The following is an 18,202-nucleotide window of genomic DNA, read 5'->3' as shown; positions in this document are numbered from 1 at the left end:
TCAGGAGAAGAAGCTTAACAACGTATTAATGACAGTACGTTGGTTCGCAGGAGATAAGTTATAGAACAGCGGCAAGCGCAGCAGGCGCTCACTTTCTTGAGTAGTGAAACGATCTTCGCCATAGAAGTAACCAAACTTCTCACCAGCTGGGCAGCCATGCAGTGGGATGTAGTGGAACACTGCCAGAATTTCTGCCTCTTTCAAATACGCAATCAGAGCGCTGCGGTCTTCAATATCACGCAATTTGATATAAAACATATGCGCATTCTGCACACAGTCTTTTGGAACCGATGGCAGTTCGATACGCCCGGCTTTTGCCAACGGAGCCAGGGCATCATGATAGGTATGCCACAGCTTCAGACGCTGCTGGTTAATCTTTTCTGCCGCTTCCAACTGCGCCCAGAGATAAGCAGCCTGGAGATCAGCCATCAAGTAACTTGAACCGATATCACGCCAGGTATATTTGTCCACCTGACCACGGAAGAACTGGCTACGATTGGTACCTTTCTCACGAATGATTTCTGCACGCTCAATCAACGACGGATCGTTAATCAGGGTCGCGCCACCTTCACCACCTGCCGTGTAGTTTTTGGTTTCATGGAAGCTGAAGCAACCGATATGACCAATTGAACCCAGTGCGCGGCCTTTGTAGGTCGACATCACGCCTTGTGCGGCATCTTCAACCACAAACAGATTATGTTTGTCCGCAATGGCCATGATGGTGTCCATTTCGCAGGCTACACCGGCGTAGTGAACGGGCACAATCACGCGAGTTTTCTCAGTAATTGCCGCTTCAATCAGCTTTTCATCAATATTCATGGTGTCCGGGCGCACATCGACAAAGACGATTTTTGCACCACGCAACACAAAGGCGTTGGCAGTAGAAACAAAGGTATAACTCGGCATAATCACTTCATCGCCGGGCTCAATATTCAACAGTAACGCGGCCATTTCCAGCGATGCAGTACAGGAAGGGGTGAGCAGTACTTTTTTGCTGCCGAAACGATGCTCCATCCATTGCTGGCAACGACGGGTGAAACCGCCATCACCACAGAGCTTGCCGCTACCCATCGCAGCCTGCATGTATTCGATTTCCGTACCTACTACTGGAGGAGCATTAAATGGGATCATTTTTTCACCTGTATAACCAGAAGGCGGTGCTATCAATATTGGCACCGCTTTGAATATAACGTCGCAGGGCTGCGGTATTACTGGTTTGCGTTGCCACGCGCAGCGTTTCTACTCCGCGTTGCTGGCACCAAAAACGCGCGGCATCCATTAACGGACCACCCACGCCTCGTCCTGCCAGCAAACCAATACGCGCCTCGCTCTCATTAAGTTGGCGCATGCTCACAAAGCCCTGAATCGCGCCACTGTTCTTCAACAACAGACATTCATGGTCAAAGGTGCCTAGCACAGCGTTTTCAACCCATTGTGCGTAAAAACGGCCGCTGTCAGCAGGTTGATACCAGGGTGCACGAAACCGACTTTGTGTGAAAATTCTTGCCGCTAAATCCCGCAATACAGGAATGTCAGCGCTTGTGGCTAACTCGACAGAAGGTGCTGCATTTTGTATGCCAGGCTGCAGAGCAAGATCGATTTCCCCTTCAACCAGCTGAAAACCAAGCTGCTGTAAACCATCAAGCCAATCGGTCCGCTGAGCAGGGATTTTCGCCTGCACGCGGGAATACGCATCAAGGCTTTGCGGGGTAAGCAAGGAGGCTGCATCGTCAAAACGAACGATAGCGCTGTTCACCGCAAAGAACTGATTCTCCCAGTTAAGAGATTCAATTCTTGCGTGAACAGGAACAGAGCAAGTCGTCATTGGCTTCACCAACCTCGGGCAGAACCTAGCGCCAGACCCCTTTGGTATCAACAATCCAGCTTTGCTGAACCTGCGAACCAGGAATGGCTTTGAATGCCTGGTGATCAACCAGCATCACCAACACATCAGCCTGTTGAAGAGCGTCATCAATAGAGGCTAATTCACAACTACCGATCAGTTTTTTCGGCAACTGGTGAATGTTTGGCTCAACAGCCAGCGTTTTACCATTATGCCAGGTGCTGAGAAGCTCAGCGATTTCCATGGCTGGGCTTTCACGCAGGTCATCAATATTCGGTTTAAACGCAAGGCCAAAGCAGGCAATGGTAATTTCACTGGCGCGCTTGCCGGTTTCAGCAAGGCAATCAGCGACAGCAGCTTTCACCTGGTTTACTACCCAGTGTGGTTTGCCATCGTTGACTTCACGCGCAGTGCGAATCAGCTGTGCTTGCTCAGGGTTTTGAGCAACGATAAACCATGGATCAACTGCAATACAGTGACCACCCACTCCCGGGCCCGGCTGCAGAATATTGACTCGCGGATGGCGATTAGCCAGACGAATCAATTCCCATACGTTGATCTCTTGAGCCGCACAAATCAGCGATAGCTCGTTGGCGAATGCGATATTCACATCACGGAAGCTATTCTCGGTTAGTTTGCACATTTCAGCAGTGCGGGAATTCGTCACCACGCACTCGCCTTCAAGGAAGATTTTGTAGAGTTCGCTGGCACGAGCAGAGCAAACTGGGGTCATACCGCCAATTACGCGATCGTTTTTGATAAGCTCAACCATCACCTGGCCTGGCAGTACACGCTCAGGGCAATAGGCAACATTGATATCTGCCGCTTCACCAGCCTGGTGAGGGAAAGTCAGGTCAGGACGCAGATCCGCTAACCAACCCGCCATTTGCTCGGTGGAGCCGACAGGGGAAGTTGATTCCAGAATCACAAGAGCGCCTTTTTTTAGCACAGGCGCGATGGACTCTGCAGCTGCTTTAACAAAAACCATGTCAGGTTCATGATCGCCTTTAAAAGGCGTTGGCACTGCAATCAAATAAGCATCTGCCTCAACCGGCTGTGTACTGGCGCGTAAGAAACCACCCTCTACAGCCGTTTTAACCACCTTATCCAGGTCTGGTTCAACAATATGAATAGAACCACGATTAATGGTATCTACAGCATGTTGGTTAATATCGATACCGACAACGTTTCGCTGTTTTGAAGCAAATGCAGCCGCAGTTGGTAAACCGATATAACCAAGACCAATCACAGAGATGGTTGCAAAACTCATTGTTGTGTCACCTGATTCTTTTTCAATGCAGCCAAAATTTGCTCACAAGCCTTGCCATCACCATAAGGATTATGCGCCCGACTCATAACTTGATATTCATCTTCGTCTTTCAACAACCGCGTAACCTGGCGAACAATTTCTTGTGTATCCGTACCGACCAGACGAACGGTGCCTGCATCAACAGCTTCAGGACGCTCAGTGGTATCACGCATAACCAGCACCGGTTTACCCAGTGACGGTGCTTCTTCCTGAATGCCACCTGAGTCAGTAAGAATCAGGTACGCATGGTTCATCAAATAGACAAATGGCAAATATTCTTGTGGGTCAATCAGCACCACATTTTTGACATCGCCAAGAATGCGCGTCACAGGCTCGCTGACATTCGGGTTCAGGTGCACAGGGTAAACAATCTGGACGTCACTGTTTTCTTTGGCAATCTGCGCCAGTGCGTGGCAAATGCGCTCAAAACCATCACCAAAGCTTTCACGACGGTGGCCAGTGACCAAAATCAGCTTTTTGCTGCTATCCAGGAACGGATAACACTGCGCCAGAGAGCTATGCAAAGCATCATCCGCAAGTACACGATCGCGAACAGAAATCAGCGCATCAATCACAGTGTTACCGGTGACGAAAATCTTATTGTCGCTGATATTTTCGCGTAATAAGTTTTGTCGAGAATTCTCAGTCGGGGCGAAGTGATACATAGCCAGGTGCCCGGTCAGAGTTCTGTTCGCCTCTTCCGGCCACGGAGAATACAGATCACCAGTGCGCAAACCTGCTTCAACATGTCCTACAGGAATCCGCTGATAAAATGCGGCAAGACTAGTGGCAACTGTAGTTGTAGTATCACCATGAACCAGAACAACATCGGGCTTGAATGACTCAAGTATCGGTTTCAATCCTTCGAGAATGCGACAGGTAATTTCCGTAAGCCCCTGCCCCGGTTTCATGATGTTTAAATCATAATCCGTCTCGATAGAAAATAAATTCAGCACCTGATCCAACATCTCGCGATGCTGCGCGGTCACGCATACTCTTGCGTCAAAAAACGCGTCTTTTGCCAACGCATCAACCAGAGGAGCCATTTTGATAGCTTCCGGGCGCGTGCCAAAAACAGTTAACACTTTCACAGCAATTCTCTTTTGTTAAAAAAGGTGAAGGCCGTCCATCGAGCCTTCACCGGGTAAGGGCGTTACAAATATTTTGGACGGCGAGCTAATGCCACACCCGCGCCAATCAGGGCCCCAACCATACCCCACATAATCATCAAGAATGCCCGGCGTGGACTATCACGCTTCACAGGTTCCTCAGGGGTACGTAAATAGCGATATGTCTGGAAGCGTGCGTCAAGCGTTGGCCCAACGTTCAAAGTCGCCAGCATGGCTCGATTCTGGTCGTAGTCGATGCTGTAACTCGGACCAACAGCTTGCAGGCTTTCAAGACGAGCTTGCAGCATAGGGCGTCCTAACATGAACATTTCAGAATCAGGCAACTCGTCGGCGGGAACTTCTGTTTCACTCTTTGCAATATTTTGCTGCTGCGCAATCTTCAGCGCTTGTTCCACACTGTGCACTTTGCGGTCGAAAATTGACTGAGCCACCGCTTCCTGGCGCTTAACTTGTGCTTTCATCTGGATTGTACGAGCAGCCCAGGCGCCCGTCAGTTCTTCGTTAAGATGACTCGCAGCACGCTGGCTGGCAAAAGCGACGTACTGGCGCAGCAAGTTATTCGCATCAGCAGCTGTTTCTGCAATGAGTTTCACGCTATCGCTGATATTGCGTGTGGAATCGCCAGCTGAAAATTGAATATTATCAATTAGTTCATCTAGCAGCGCGGCATCAATTTTACTGTTGCCAACCTGACGCTGTTTGTAATAGTCGGTCTGAAGCCAAAAATCACGACGAGTATCATATGCAGATAACTGCATGATGAACTCTTTATAGGCTTCATCCATCACCGAAGGCTGATCGACGGAAACCATATTAGCTTTTGCATCAAGATTGCGCAGGAATTGCTGTTGCGAATAATACCCACCCATCATGTTAACTGTTGGGCGATCGGTTATCGCGTTAGCACTCCACTCCTGCTTGGCAAAGAAAGTGTAGATAAATGCAATGGCCGCAAATAACACTGCCAGACCAACAATCCACAGCTTTCCTTGCCACAGTGTCCGGAATAAACCACGAATGTCCAACTCGTTGTCCACCATTCCCGGATTACTTCCTGGCACGTTTTGTTTCATCACTTCCCCGACTACTTTCAGAATTAAGAAATACTGCTGGTATTTCTACGTTGCCGACGCTTATGACGTCTTATAAAACGAGCAACTTTCCAGGCTCGTTTGATACAGTAATCATAGAGAACAAATGCAAGCAAGAATAATGCCAACATGACCCATTCTGGAATGAAATGCATGTATTCAGCCGCTACGCCAATTGACGCAAGCAGAGCTGCTGCTGCTGTGATGAGTACGAATGCCTGCCGAGAAGTAAAACCGGCTCGCATAATCAGATGGTGAATATGCTGGCGATCTGGTGAGAATGGACTCATACCCTTGCGTAGTCGACGATACATGATGGCAATCATGTCCATCAATGGAATGGCAATAATCCATAATGCGGTGACAGGACTAATAGGATGAGTTTTGCCCTGCGTAGTTTCAAGCAAGATCCAGATGACGGTAAAACCAATAAGAGTACTCCCCGCATCGCCCATAAAGACTTTATAGCGACGACCAAGTATCCCAAGGTTTAAAAGAATATAAGGCAGGATGGCAGCAATCATTGCGAAGCACCACATAGCCAAACTCAATTGCCCATCGAAATAAAGAATAATCCCCATTGCCGCAAAGGATACGCAAGAAAGCCCACCCAGCAGACCGTCGATACCGTCAACCATGTTGAAAGCATTTATTGCGGCCCAAACCGCAAATAAGGTTAAAAAATAACCGAACGGGCCGAGAACCATTTCCCACGAGCCAAAAATATAGCCGAGGCTGAGCAGGTACAATTTTCCGACCACCATCATCACAATGCCGATTAAAGCCTGAACCGAAGCCCTAATTTTTACACTGATATCAAAACGGTCATCCAGGGCGCCGACAAATACCAGCACTCCAGCACATATCAAATAAAGCCATGCATGCGGGATATAGTAGTTAGCAATCAGAAAAGTAAAACAGATCCCAGCATAAACCGAGATACCGCCGACCAAAGGAATGAGTCCTTGATGGCGTTTACGGAAGTTGGGTTTATCTACCAGACCGATTTTTTTTGCCGCTTTGCGCGCAAAAAAAAGAAAGATAGTGGTGAATAAAAAAATACAAACCAGGTCAGTTCCAGCGGTGATTAAATTCACAGTGCAAGCTCTCTGCAAAATAAAAGGTCAAGGACAACTTCTTTGAAGTCTACCCCGTCCAATGGTTATATACATCTAATCCTTGAACAACCTGGTTATTATTCAAACAACATCATCCAGCATTGCTGTAAATAACATAATGGCATTCCTTGCCACAATTATGTGCTTAGCTGCGATCATTACAGCTATATCGTATATACCAGAAATGAAAAACGCCACGTCTAAGCGTGGCGTTCCCCGAGTTTTTGTTACTTACGAGCGCTTCATCATATCAAAGAAGTCTTCGTTGGTTTTCGTCATCGCTAACTTGTTGATGAGGAATTCCATTGCATCAATCTCACCCATTGGGTGGATGATTTTACGCAGGATCCACATTTTCTGCAGTTCTTCCTGGGTAGTAAGCAACTCTTCTTTACGTGTACCTGAACGATTGTAGTCAATAGCAGGGAACACACGCTTCTCAGCGATTTTACGCGCCAGATGCAGTTCCATGTTGCCGGTACCTTTAAATTCTTCGTAGATAACTTCATCCATTTTAGAACCGGTATCAACCAACGCTGTAGCGATGATAGTCAGACTACCACCCTCTTCTACGTTACGTGCAGCACCGAAGAAGCGTTTTGGACGATGCAGGGCGTTAGCATCCACACCACCAGTCAATACTTTACCTGATGCAGGTACAACGGTGTTGTACGCACGGGCCAGACGAGTGATGGAGTCGAGAAGAATGATAACGTCCTTCTTATGCTCAACCAGACGTTTCGCTTTCTCGATAACCATTTCGGCAACCTGAACGTGGCGTGATGCTGGCTCATCAAAGGTAGAAGCAATCACTTCGCCTTTAACCAGACGCTGCATCTCGGTTACTTCTTCAGGACGTTCGTCGATCAGCAAAACCATCAGCACGCAGTCTGGGTGGTTATATGCAATGCTGGTTGCAATGTTTTGCAGCAGCATGGTTTTACCGGCTTTTGGCGGTGCCACAATCAGGCCACGCTGGCCGCGACCGATTGGCGATGCCAGATCCAGTACACGTGCAGTTAAGTCTTCGGTAGAACCGTTACCACGTTCCATGCGTAAACGAGAGTTAGCATGCAGCGGGGTTAAGTTTTCAAACAGGATTTTGCTACGCGCGTTTTCCGGCTTGTCGTAGTTGACTTCGTTAACTTTCAGCAGTGCAAAGTAACGCTCACCTTCTTTCGGCGGGCGAATCTTACCGGAGATGGTATCCCCTGTGCGGAGGTTGAAACGGCGGATTTGGCTGGGAGAAACGTAGATATCATCAGGACCGGCGAGGTAGGAGCTGTCTGCAGAGCGGAGGAAACCAAATCCGTCCTGCAATATCTCCAGTACACCGTCACCAAAGATATCTTCACCACTCTTCGCATGTTGCTTCAGGATGGAGAAAATAATGTCTTGCTTGCGCATACGGGCTTGGTTTTCCAGCCCCATATTTTCGCCGAGAGTAATCAGCTCAGAAACCGGCGTATTCTTTAATTCGGTAAGATTCATAATGGTGGGTTCTTAAACTCGGGGTAAATCTCGAACATGTATCGTGAATGGTATGGCAGGATCATCCATGCCTGTTTAATGGCCACCACCACATGTCTTATCGCTGCCTGGTCATAGGAAAAACGCAGAACTGAAACGACACGACGGAATGGGTGATACGCCCGAAATCGATTATGCGACCGTATGTTCACTGTAAAACAGCGTCTTAGTGAAGAGAAACTGGAAGCATTGGGTATTACAAAGATTCAAACTACAAGACAAGTTCTAAATGCAGTAAAAGTAACTTAGCATGACTGACGCCGGGCGTCCAGCGGCTCACAAAAAATTGCGAACCACGCACGCACCGGCTGAGATTCCATTATGCCAGATTAGCGTCGAGGAACTCTTTTAACTGGCCTTTGGACAGCGCGCCAACTTTGGTCGCAGCCACTTCACCGTTCTTGAACAGCAACAGAGTTGGGATACCACGGATACCATATTTTGGTGCCGTGCCCGGGTTCTGATCGATGTTCAGTTTAGCAACGGTCAGATTGCCCTGATATTCATCAGCGATTTCATCAAGAATCGGGGCGATCATCTTGCATGGACCACACCACTCTGCCCAGAAATCAACCAGGATCAACCCATCAGCTTTTAGCACGTCCGTGTCGAAACTGTCGTCAGTCAGGTGAATAATTTTATCGCTCATGTTCTACTCCGCAGGATTATGTCTACCTTGTTGGTGTAGCATTAACCAACTTAAGGTTGACTTTATTTCACCGGATACGCTTTCGTAAAGCAATAGTTAGCTGATATTCTACCACACTATGAGCAAAACACATTTGACCGAACAGAAGTTTTCCGACTTCGCACTGCACCCTAAGGTGATTGAAGCCCTTGAAAATAAAGGGTTCCATAACTGCACCCCTATTCAGGCACTGGCACTACCGCTGACACTAGCGAATCGTGACGTTGCAGGGCAGGCGCAAACCGGTACTGGCAAAACGATGGCGTTTTTAACGTCAACGTTCCATTATTTACTCTCTCACCCGGTTCCAGAGAATCGCCAGGTGAACCAGCCGCGTGCCTTAATTATGGCGCCGACTCGTGAACTGGCAGTCCAAATTCACTCTGATGCAGAGCCACTAGCACAATCGACCGGCCTTAAACTCGGCCTGGCGTACGGTGGCGACGGCTACGATAAACAGCTTAAAGTGCTGGAAAGCGGTGTTGATATTCTTATCGGCACAACTGGTCGTTTGATTGATTATGCCAAGCAAAACCACATTAACTTAGGCGCAATTCAGGTTGTGGTGCTGGATGAAGCCGATCGCATGTACGATCTGGGCTTTATTAAAGATATTCGCTGGTTGTTCCGCCGTATGCCGCCAGTCACTCAACGCCTGAACATGCTGTTCTCCGCCACACTCTCTTACCGTGTGCGTGAACTGGCATTCGAGCAAATGAACAACGCGGAATACGTGGAAGTCGAGCCGGAGCAAAAAACCGGTCACCGCATTCAGGAAGAGCTGTTCTACCCTTCTAACGAAGAGAAAATGCGTTTGCTGCAGACCCTCATCGAAGAAGAGTGGCCAGATCGCGCCATCATCTTTGCCAACACCAAACACCGTTGTGAAGATATCTGGGGTCACCTTGCAGCCGATGGGCACCGTGTTGGTTTGCTGACCGGCGATGTTGCTCAGAAAAAACGTCTGCGCATTCTTGAAGAATTTACCCGTGGCGACCTCGATATTCTGGTTGCAACCGACGTTGCAGCGCGTGGCTTGCATATCCCGTTAGTGACACACGTTTTCAACTACGATCTTCCTGATGACTGCGAAGATTACGTTCACCGTATTGGCCGTACCGGTCGTGCTGGCGAAAGTGGTCATTCCATTAGCCTTGCGTGTGAAGATTATGCGTTGAACCTGTCTGCGATTGAGACTTACATTGGTCACTCAATTCCAGTCAGCAAATACAAAACTGAAGCACTGTTAAGCGAACTTCCTCCACCGAAGCGTCTGACTCGCGCCCGTCCGGGTAACGGTCCTCGCCGTAATGGTGGCGCTCCTCGCGGTAATCGCCGTCGCACAGGTTAAAAATTTATGCTCAGCTCCACCTCGCTGTATGCTGCAATAGATTTAGGCTCTAATAGCTTTCATATGTTGGTTGTACGTGAGGTGGCAGGGAGCATACAAACCCTTGCCCGGATTAAGCGAAAAGTACGCCTTGCTGCTGGTTTAAGCAGCGACAATACGCTTTCACGTGAAGCAATGGAGCGCGGGTGGCAATGCCTGCGCTTGTTCGCTGAACGTCTTCAAGATATTCCTCAAACCCAAATTCGCGTTGTCGCAACCGCGACACTCCGCCTTGCCACGAATGCCAGTGAATTCATCCAGCAGGCTGAAAAAATCCTCGGCTGCCCGGTGCAAATTATTCATGGTGAAGAAGAAGCACGTCTGATTTATCAGGGTGTTGCCCATACGACAGGCGGTGCCGATCAACGCTTAGTAGTTGATATCGGCGGTGCCAGCACAGAACTGGTTACCGGCTCGGGGGCGCAAACCACCGCACTCTTTAGCTTATCGATGGGTTGCGTGACCTGGCTTGAGCGTTTTTTCAGTGACCGAAATCTTGCCAAAGAAAACTTCGATACTGCCGAAAGCGCTGCAAAAGAGGTTCTCAGGCCAATTTGCGACCGGTTAAAACACCACGGTTGGAAAGTGTGTGTCGGTGCGTCAGGCACCGTGCAAGCACTGCAAGAAATCATGATGGCGCAAGGCATGGATGAACGCATTACGCTCGCAAAACTTCAACAACTGAAGCAACGAGCCATTCAATGCGGGCGTCTTGAAGAGCTGGAAATCGAAGGCTTAACGCTGGAAAGAGCGCTGGTTTTTCCAAGCGGGCTGGCAATTTTGATCGCTATCTTTGAAGAGTTATCAATAGAATGTATGACACTTGCAGGTGGCGCATTGCGCGAAGGCCTGGTTTACGGAATGCTTCATTTGACGGTGAATCAGGAAATCCGCAGCCGCACAGTGCGGAATATTCAGCGCCGTTTTATGGTTGATACCAGCCAGGCAGAACGTGTCCAACAGTTGGCTCAAGCTCTTGCAAACCAGGTCGCGGATGCATGGAATCTCACTCCACTCAGCATAGAAATGCTCAGCAGTGCAGCATTGCTGCATGAAATTGGCCTGAGTGTTGATTTCAAACAGGCGCCGCAACATGCCGCCTATCTGGTGAAGAATCTTGATCTTCCGGGATATACACCAGCGCAGAAAAAGCTGCTGGCAACGCTAATGTTGAACCAGACAAACCCAGTCGATCTCTCTTCTCTCCACCAGCAAAACGCCGTACCACCTCGTATTGCGGAACATCTCTGTCGCTTGTTACGTCTGGCTATTATCTTCGCCAGCCGCAGACGGGACGATATCTTGCCGCAAATTACTCTGAAAGTTGAGGGTGAAACCTTAAATCTCGAGCTTCCTGAAAAGTGGCTGGAATGCCACCCTCTAGGTGCTGAACTGCTGGAACAAGAAAGCCTGTGGCAAAGTTATGTCCACTGGCCTTTGATAATTAAATAACTCAGCTTTTACGCGCTTTTGCCAGCATTTCACGGATGTTGGCGACATTACTCTGCCCTTTCGTCATACGTTCTTCCGCCGATACCACTTTACGTTCAGTCTCCCACTGCAAATCATCTTGGGGTAATTCCAGCAAGAAACGACTCGGTTCCGGGCGGATCAGTTCACCATACTGACGTCGCTCTTTGCAAAGCGTGAAGGTTAGCTCTTTCTGTGCACGAGTAATCCCCACGTAAGCCAGGCGGCGCTCTTCATCAATATTATCTTCGTCGATGCTGCTCTGATGCGGCAGAATGCCCTCTTCCATCCCGACTAAAAATACGTACGGGAACTCCAACCCTTTCGAGGCATGAAGGGTCATTAATTGCACCTGGTCTGTGTCTTCATCACTCTCGCCACGTTCCATCATATCGCGCAGGGTAAAGCGTGTGACGACCTGAGTCAGCGTCATCGGCTCATCAATTTCTGAACCCTCAAGCATTTCCGTCATCCAGCTGAAAAGCAGGTTAACGTTCTTCATGCGCATTTCGGCGGCTTTCTGACTGGGGGAGGTTTCATACAGCCAGCTTTCGTAGTCGATGCCGTGAATCAAATCACGTACCGCTGCGATAGGTTCACGCTCAGCAAGCGTTGCCACATCGCGTAACCAATGAGTAAAACGCTGCAACGACTCAAGACCACGACCATTTAGCGTTTGGCTCAAACCCATATCAAAGCTTGCGCCAAATAAACCTTTATTACGCTGAGTTGCCCAGGTACCGAGTTTTTGCATCGTAACCGGACCAATTTCACGTTTCGGCGTATTCACAATCCGCATGAATGCGCTGTCGTCATCCGGGTTGGTCAGCACACGCAGATAGGCCAGCAGATCTTTGATTTCAGGACGTGAGAAGAATGAAGCTCCACCAGAAATACGATAAGGAATGCGGTTTTGCATCAACATTTTTTCAAACACGCGCGACTGGTGATTCCCGCGATAGAGAATGGCGTAATCTTTGTAGTTGGTCTTATTGATGAAGTGATGGGCAATAAGCTCGCCAGTTACGCGTTCGGCCTCATGATCTTCACTGTTCGCGGTCAGCACTTTTAATTCGGTGCCGTAACCCAGCTCCGAAAACAGCCGCTTTTCGAACACGTGAGGGTTATTGGCGATCAAAATGTTTGCCGCTTTCAGAATGCGCCCGGAAGAACGGTAATTCTGCTCAAGCTTAATGACCTGAAGCGCCGGGAAATCCTGGCTTAGCAAAACAAGGTTTTGTGGTCGTGCGCCACGCCAGGAGTAAATCGACTGGTCGTCATCGCCCACTACGGTAAACCTTGCTCGCGCGCCCACCAGCAGCTTCACCAGTTCGTACTGGCTGGTGTTGGTATCCTGGTATTCATCCACCAGCAAATAGCGGATGCGGTTTTGCCAACGCTCGCGCACTTCTTCATTGCGCTGTAAAAGCAGCGTTGGCAGCAAAATCAGATCGTCAAAATCCAGTACGTTGCACGATTTCAAATGCGTATCGTAAAGCTCATAACAGTGGGCAAAGATTCGGTCACGTTCACCTTTCGCCTGCGCTGCGGCCTGCGACGGGGTCAGCAGATCGTTTTTCCAGTTTGAGATCGTCGAGATCAATTGTTGCAATAACGTTTTATCGTCTTCGAGCAAACCCTCCGTCAGCTCTTTTAGCAACGCCATCTGGTCGGTGTCGTCAAACAGCGAGAAGTTAGACTTCATGCCGAGAGCGGCGAATTCACGTTTGATTATCTCAAGCCCTAACGTGTGGAACGTGGAGATCAGCAGACCGCGAGCTTCTTTGCGCCCCAGCGTTTGCGCCACACGCTCTTTCATCTCACGCGCTGCTTTGTTGGTAAAAGTCACGGCGGCGATATGGCGAGCCTGATAACCGCATTCGCGGATCAGATACGCCATTTTATTGGTGATAACACGCGTTTTGCCGGAACCAGCGCCCGCCAGGACCAGGCAGGGTCCTGTGACAAATTCGACGGCTTGTTGTTGGCCAGGGTTTAAACGCATGATGTATTGCTCAATCTTCGAACGGGGGAAGGATTGTAGCAGAAGTGGTGCAGATGGTGCAGCGGGCAGCCCAATCGAGCTGCCCGAAAAATCAGGAGGAGGCAGAAGCCAGAGGCGCATAGCCATTACGTTTTGCACGGGCGACCCAGCTACAGGAACCCATCACCGCAATTGCCGTCAGCAAAACATATTCAAGCGACATCGCGTAAACACCTTGAATGGCATAAATAACCACGCTTATCACGTCAATCACGACCCACAGCAGCCAGTTTTCCACATATTTACGGGTCATTAGCGCCATTGCCACTATCGAAAGCACCAGCATGGTTGAGTCCCAGAACGGCATCGCATCAGGTTGCAGCTCTGGCATCACTACGGAAATACCCACAGCCTGCAAGACGGAAATCATCATGTAGGTTAGCGCCGCAAACACCGGGTCGATAAATAACGTCATCAACAAAATTGCCACAATACAAATCGCACCCAGTACGGCGGTTTGCTGACGAGATAACCAACGAACCTTGAGCGTGGCCTCATTATTTTCGGTCTGCCGACTCCACGCGTACCATCCATAAATATTGGCGGCAAAGAAGAACACTTGCAGCAGCAAGCTGGCATAAAGCTGAATCTGAAAGAAGATAGCCGCAAACAGCGTGACGTTAATCAACCCAAACAAATAGTTGATGATTTTTTCCTTGCTGGCGAACCAGATACATAGCAAACCAAACAGTGTACCAATCGCTTCAATCCACGATAGTGCATAGCCACCTTCACCCAAAGGGATCGAGACCATCACATTGTTAATACTGAAAAAATCCATTATTCTTCTCCTTGCTGACTATCAGCATAGATTGCGCGTAGTGCCAGCAGGATTTGGCGTTCTTCACCCTCCAGACACAAAGTTTCCTGCTGCACGTAGTCGTTGATACTGCTATCAAGGCAACCGTTATGTTCGACAACCACATTCAATAGTGACGCTGTGCGCAGCCCGCGTAATGCTCCAACAACCATCAACGCCGCACTCTCCATATCCGCGCCCAGGATCCCCCTTGCTGACCATTCCGCATCCAGCAGCACTTCTCGATCAGTATAAAAACTGTCATGGCTACGCACCAACCCATAAACGGCGGGGATGCCCATCTGCTTTGCCTGCTGAACTAGTGTTGCGGTTAACAGCGGATCGGCGCAGGCCGGGTAACAAGCTGGTGCATAGGTTCTGCTGGTGCCGTCATCCGCGACGGCTCCGTGAGCGATAACGATATCCCCCAGTGCCAGGCTATCTTGCAACGCACCGCAACTGCCAATACGAATCATCGTTTTCACACCAATCTGGCACAGTTCCTCAATAGCTATCGCCGTCGATGGGCCACCGATCCCCGTGGATAGCACTAGAATTTCAATACCCTGATACCAGCCGCTCATGGCCCGAAACTCACGGTTTTGCCCCAGTTTTTTAGGGTTATCCAGAAAACTGGCAATACGATCTACGCGATCTGGATCACCGGGTAACAAAGCGTACTTCGCACTCGTCATATTATGATCAAGCCGAATATGTGGCTGAAGCGACATCATCCCTCTCCTTATCTTTTCCTTTATTTAGATATCAGCCTCCTGCCTGAGTTGCTCAGGGGCCAGCAATACAACTCTTTCTCCTTCAGTATCAATAATCCGAAGCGATTTCAGGTCATGTAAAATGCGATTAACACTGCGCGTTGTGGCCGCAAACTCCTGACTGATATTTTGTTTATCAATAAATATTTCAGTCGTTTTCTGCTGTTGAAACTGCAGCCAGAGCGCCTGACATACCCGCTGATGAAGTGAATAAAGATTGTCGCTGCTGGCCTTCCTGGACAGCTGGTAATATTGCTGGCTGAAAAATCGTAGCATCCGCTGGTTAAAATAATTATCGAGCTCCAACCAACGGCAAAAATGTGTCTGAGATAAGCTCAATATTTGCGTATTAGTGACAGCAGAAACGGAACAGATGTAATGCCGTGATTCAAATATTTCCAGCTCACCTAACATGTCACCTTTGTAGTAACGAGCCTGCCGATAACGGCGGCCATCCTCAGCTTCAAAGAAGACATCAACTTCACCTGCAACAATTAATGAAAAACGCTGGCATTTATCCCCCTGTCGGCAAAGCATTGCTCCACGAGGCACTTCTTCAAAAATCCAGCGCTGCATAATCTCCAGTGGGCAATTTTTTAATAGTTCATACAGCACTGGATCACGCACAACCTGTGTCAGCCCTGATAACCAACCATCTGAAAATTCAGTCTCTTTCATTATATTTATGATAGCGCTCTCCATAACGGGAAAGACAGGACGGGTGTCCTGCGTAATGGGGAGAAGGCCTTTAAAAAGGTTGCCCACCTCCCGATTCCTTCAATCGGATGGGACATCTGTCCTGCTACGCCAAAGTGCATATGCCCGACGGCTGAAAGACTGGTACTGGTAAAGAAGGGATTATTGCAAAGTAAAAGGAAAATAAACCAAATTTGGCTATCACATGACGCATGCTATTATTGCGGCCAGATTTATATTCACCCAATCAAGGCACTATCATGGCAAAAACCGCGGCAGCATTGCATATCCTTGTTAAGGAAGAAAAACTGGCTCAGGAAATTTTGGCGCAGCTTCAAGCTGGCGGCGACTTTGAGAAACTGGCTAAAAAGCATTCCACCTGCCCATCAGGCAAAAAAGGTGGTCACTTAGGTGAATTCCGTCAGGGCCAGATGGTTCCGGCGTTCGATAAAGTGGTTTTCTCCTGCCCGCTGCTGGAGCCATATGGCCCGCTGCATACTCAGTTTGGTTACCACATTATCAAAGTGTTATACCGCAACTAAAAAAAGCCCGGTAGCGTTAAGCGTACCGGGCCTGTATCAATGCTATACCCCTATGGATTTCGATTTGCAGCCAGGCGGCAAGTAAGTACAGTCCCGGAAGCATAGACAACTATGTGACTGGGGTGTACGAGCGCCGCCAACACAGCGGCGAATCGAAAGACGACGGGGTATTATCCTGCTACTGCAATACGCTTCATATCTTTCATATAGCCGCGCAGTTTCTTGCCAACGGTTTCGATTTCGTGGTTACGAATCGCTTCGTTAACATCACGCAGTTGCGCGTTATCAACCGCACCAGCCGGGATTTCTTTACCCAAGTCACCCGCTTGCAAAGTTGTCATGAACTCTTTCAGCAATGGAACTGCTGCGTAAGAGAACAGGTAGTTGCCATACTCAGCGGTATCAGAGATAACCACGTTCATTTCGTACAGGCGCTTACGTGCGATGGTGTTGGCAATCAGCGGCAGCTCGTGCAGAGATTCGTAGTAAGCAGACTCTTCGATGATGCCCGCATCAACCATGGTTTCAAACGCCAGCTCAACGCCCGCTTTCACCATTGCGATCATCAGAACGCCTTTATCGAAGTATTCCTGCTCAGAAATCTTACCGTCAAACTGTGCAGCGGTTTCGAAGGCAGTTTTGCCGGTCTCTTCACGCCAGGTCAGCAAGTTCTTATCATCATTTGCCCAGTCAGCCATCATGCCGGAAGAGAATTCGCCGGAGATGATGTCGTCCATGTGTTTCTGGAATAATGGAGCCATGATGGTTTTCAATTGTTCAGACAACGCATAAGCACGGACTTTCGCCGGGTTGGACAAACGGTCCATCATCAGAGTAATACCGCCTTGTTTCAGCGCTTCGGTGATGGTTTCCCAGCCGAACTGAATCAGTTTTTCAGCGTATGCCGGGTCGGTGCCCTCTTCCACCAGCTTATCGAAGCACAGCAGAGAACCGGCCTGCAGCATTCCACACAGAATGGTTTGCTCACCCATCAGGTCAGATTTAACTTCTGCCACGAAGGAAGACTCCAGAACGCCCGCACGGTGGCCGCCAGTTGCTGCAGCCCAGGCTTTAGCGATGGCCATGCCTTCGCCTTTCGGATCGTTTTCCGGGTGAACCGCAATCAGCGTCGGAACACCGAAACCACGTTTGTATTCTTCACGAACTTCAGTACCCGGGCATTTTGGCGCAACCATCACCACGGTGATGTCCTTACGGATTTGCTCGCCCACTTCAACCACGTTGAAACCGTGGGAGTAACCCAATGCTGCACCGTCTTTCATCATCGGCTGAACAGCCTTAACAACCGCAGAGTGCTGTTTGTCTGGCGTCAGGTTAACAACCAGATCCGCTTGCGGGATCAGTTCTTCGTAAGTACCCACTTTAAAACCGTTTTCGGTCGCTTTACGCCATGAAGCACGTTTCTCAGCGATAGCTTCTGCACGCAGAGCGTAAGCCACGTCCAGACCGGAATCGCGCATGTTCAGACCCTGGTTCAGACCTTGCGCGCCACAACCGACGATGACGACTTTTTTGCCTTTGAGGTAGCTTGCTTCATCGGCGAATTCTGCACGGCCCATGAAACGACATTTACCCAGTTGCGCCAACTGCTGACGCAGGTTCAAAGTATTGAAATAGTTAGCCATCGTGGTGGTACTCCGTAATTGTTGTGTTGTGCTTTGTAAGGTTCGCCAGCCGTGTCTTGCTTGCGATAATGAACTCACTATATGACAGGAAATGCGTTGCTGAAATTGATATATTAACAACGTGACGTTGCAG

At 49.0% G+C, this 18,202-nt stretch carries 16 protein-coding genes; 3 read left to right on the top strand and 13 right to left on the bottom strand.

Annotated elements, in window-relative coordinates:
- The 8 genes from rffA to trxA all read right to left on the bottom strand — a co-directional run bounded on the left by rffA (position 1) and on the right by trxA (position 8,670).
- Positions 1–1,131 (bottom strand): dTDP-4-amino-4,6-dideoxygalactose transaminase, encoded by a 1,131-nt coding sequence (gene rffA, locus LVQ79_RS20655; protein ID WP_232866473.1) that lies wholly within the window; start codon positions 1,129–1,131, stop codon positions 1–3.
- 4 nt (positions 1,132–1,135) lie between these two features.
- Positions 1,136–1,825, bottom strand: coding sequence for a dTDP-4-amino-4,6-dideoxy-D-galactose acyltransferase (rffC, locus tag LVQ79_RS20650; protein WP_232866472.1), 690 nt, complete (start codon positions 1,823–1,825; stop codon positions 1,136–1,138).
- 25 nt (positions 1,826–1,850) lie between these two features.
- Positions 1,851–3,113 (bottom strand): UDP-N-acetyl-D-mannosamine dehydrogenase, encoded by a 1,263-nt coding sequence (gene wecC / locus LVQ79_RS20645; protein WP_232866469.1) that lies wholly within the window; start codon positions 3,111–3,113, stop codon positions 1,851–1,853.
- Entirely contained in the window at positions 3,110–4,243 is a 1,134-nt protein-coding gene (wecB, locus tag LVQ79_RS20640; RefSeq protein ID WP_232866466.1) for a non-hydrolyzing UDP-N-acetylglucosamine 2-epimerase, read from the bottom strand. Before wecB ends, wecC begins: the two co-directional genes overlap by 4 nt.
- 62 nt (positions 4,244–4,305) lie before the next feature.
- Positions 4,306–5,355: an ECA polysaccharide chain length modulation protein gene (gene wzzE / locus LVQ79_RS20635; protein ID WP_232866463.1), complete on the bottom strand. Its 1,050-nt coding sequence runs from the start codon at positions 5,353–5,355 to the stop codon at positions 4,306–4,308.
- Between the two features lie 23 nt (positions 5,356–5,378).
- On the bottom strand, positions 5,379–6,470 hold the full coding sequence (wecA, locus tag LVQ79_RS20630; RefSeq protein WP_134187791.1) for a UDP-N-acetylglucosamine--undecaprenyl-phosphate N-acetylglucosaminephosphotransferase: 1,092 nt from the start codon (positions 6,468–6,470) through the stop codon (positions 5,379–5,381).
- A gap of 252 nt (positions 6,471–6,722) precedes the next feature.
- Positions 6,723–7,982 carry a transcription termination factor Rho gene (gene rho, locus LVQ79_RS20625; protein WP_034492237.1) on the bottom strand — a complete coding sequence of 420 codons (1,260 nt, stop codon included), beginning with the start codon at positions 7,980–7,982 and terminating at the stop codon, positions 6,723–6,725.
- Between the two features lie 358 nt (positions 7,983–8,340).
- On the bottom strand, positions 8,341–8,670 hold the full coding sequence (trxA, locus tag LVQ79_RS20620) for a thioredoxin TrxA (protein ID WP_034461718.1): 330 nt from the start codon (positions 8,668–8,670) through the stop codon (positions 8,341–8,343).
- Positions 8,671–8,788: 118 nt separating this feature from the next.
- Here trxA and rhlB point away from each other — a divergent pair, with 118 nt between their 5' ends.
- Together rhlB and gppA are read left to right on the top strand one after the other, a co-directional pair.
- Entirely contained in the window at positions 8,789–10,060 is a 1,272-nt protein-coding gene (gene rhlB / locus LVQ79_RS20615; RefSeq protein WP_034461719.1) for an ATP-dependent RNA helicase RhlB, read from the top strand.
- A gap of 6 nt (positions 10,061–10,066) precedes the next feature.
- Entirely contained in the window at positions 10,067–11,551 is a 1,485-nt protein-coding gene (gene gppA, locus LVQ79_RS20610; protein WP_232866462.1) for a guanosine-5'-triphosphate,3'-diphosphate diphosphatase, read from the top strand.
- 1 nt (position 11,552) lies between these two features.
- Here the strand turns inward: gppA and rep are convergent, their stop codons facing one another.
- From rep to LVQ79_RS20590, 4 genes are all read right to left on the bottom strand, one after another.
- Positions 11,553–13,574, bottom strand: a complete 2,022-nt coding sequence (gene rep, locus LVQ79_RS20605) for a DNA helicase Rep (protein ID WP_232866459.1) — start codon at positions 13,572–13,574, stop codon at positions 11,553–11,555.
- 91 nt (positions 13,575–13,665) lie between these two features.
- The gene (pnuC, locus tag LVQ79_RS20600) at positions 13,666–14,394 is read right to left on the bottom strand and encodes a nicotinamide riboside transporter PnuC (RefSeq protein WP_232866456.1); all 729 of its coding nucleotides are present in this window, start codon (positions 14,392–14,394) and stop codon (positions 13,666–13,668) included.
- On the bottom strand, positions 14,394–15,143 hold the full coding sequence (locus LVQ79_RS20595; protein WP_232866500.1) for a nucleoside phosphorylase: 750 nt from the start codon (positions 15,141–15,143) through the stop codon (positions 14,394–14,396). Before LVQ79_RS20595 ends, pnuC begins: the two co-directional genes overlap by 1 nt.
- A 27-nt stretch (positions 15,144–15,170) precedes the next feature.
- Complete coding sequence (locus tag LVQ79_RS20590; RefSeq protein ID WP_233338077.1) at positions 15,171–15,863, bottom strand: Crp/Fnr family transcriptional regulator; 693 nt, start codon at positions 15,861–15,863, stop codon at positions 15,171–15,173.
- A 278-nt stretch (positions 15,864–16,141) separates the two neighbouring features.
- On the opposite strand from LVQ79_RS20590, the gene ppiC reads away from it, so the two are divergent.
- Positions 16,142–16,423, top strand: a complete 282-nt coding sequence (gene ppiC, locus LVQ79_RS20585) for a peptidylprolyl isomerase PpiC (RefSeq protein WP_064515151.1) — start codon at positions 16,142–16,144, stop codon at positions 16,421–16,423.
- 170 nt (positions 16,424–16,593) lie between these two features.
- On the opposite strand, the gene ilvC is transcribed toward ppiC, so the two are convergent.
- A complete protein-coding gene (gene ilvC / locus LVQ79_RS20580; RefSeq protein ID WP_232866453.1) occupies positions 16,594–18,069 on the bottom strand; it encodes a ketol-acid reductoisomerase in 1,476 nt (491 codons plus the stop codon).
- Positions 18,070–18,202: the final 133 nt, after the last annotated feature.

The organism is Buttiauxella cochleicola (assembly GCF_021282405.1).
Lineage (GTDB): Bacteria > Pseudomonadota > Gammaproteobacteria > Enterobacterales > Enterobacteriaceae > Buttiauxella > Buttiauxella massiliensis.
This window is presented reverse-complemented; position numbering and strand designations above follow the sequence as displayed.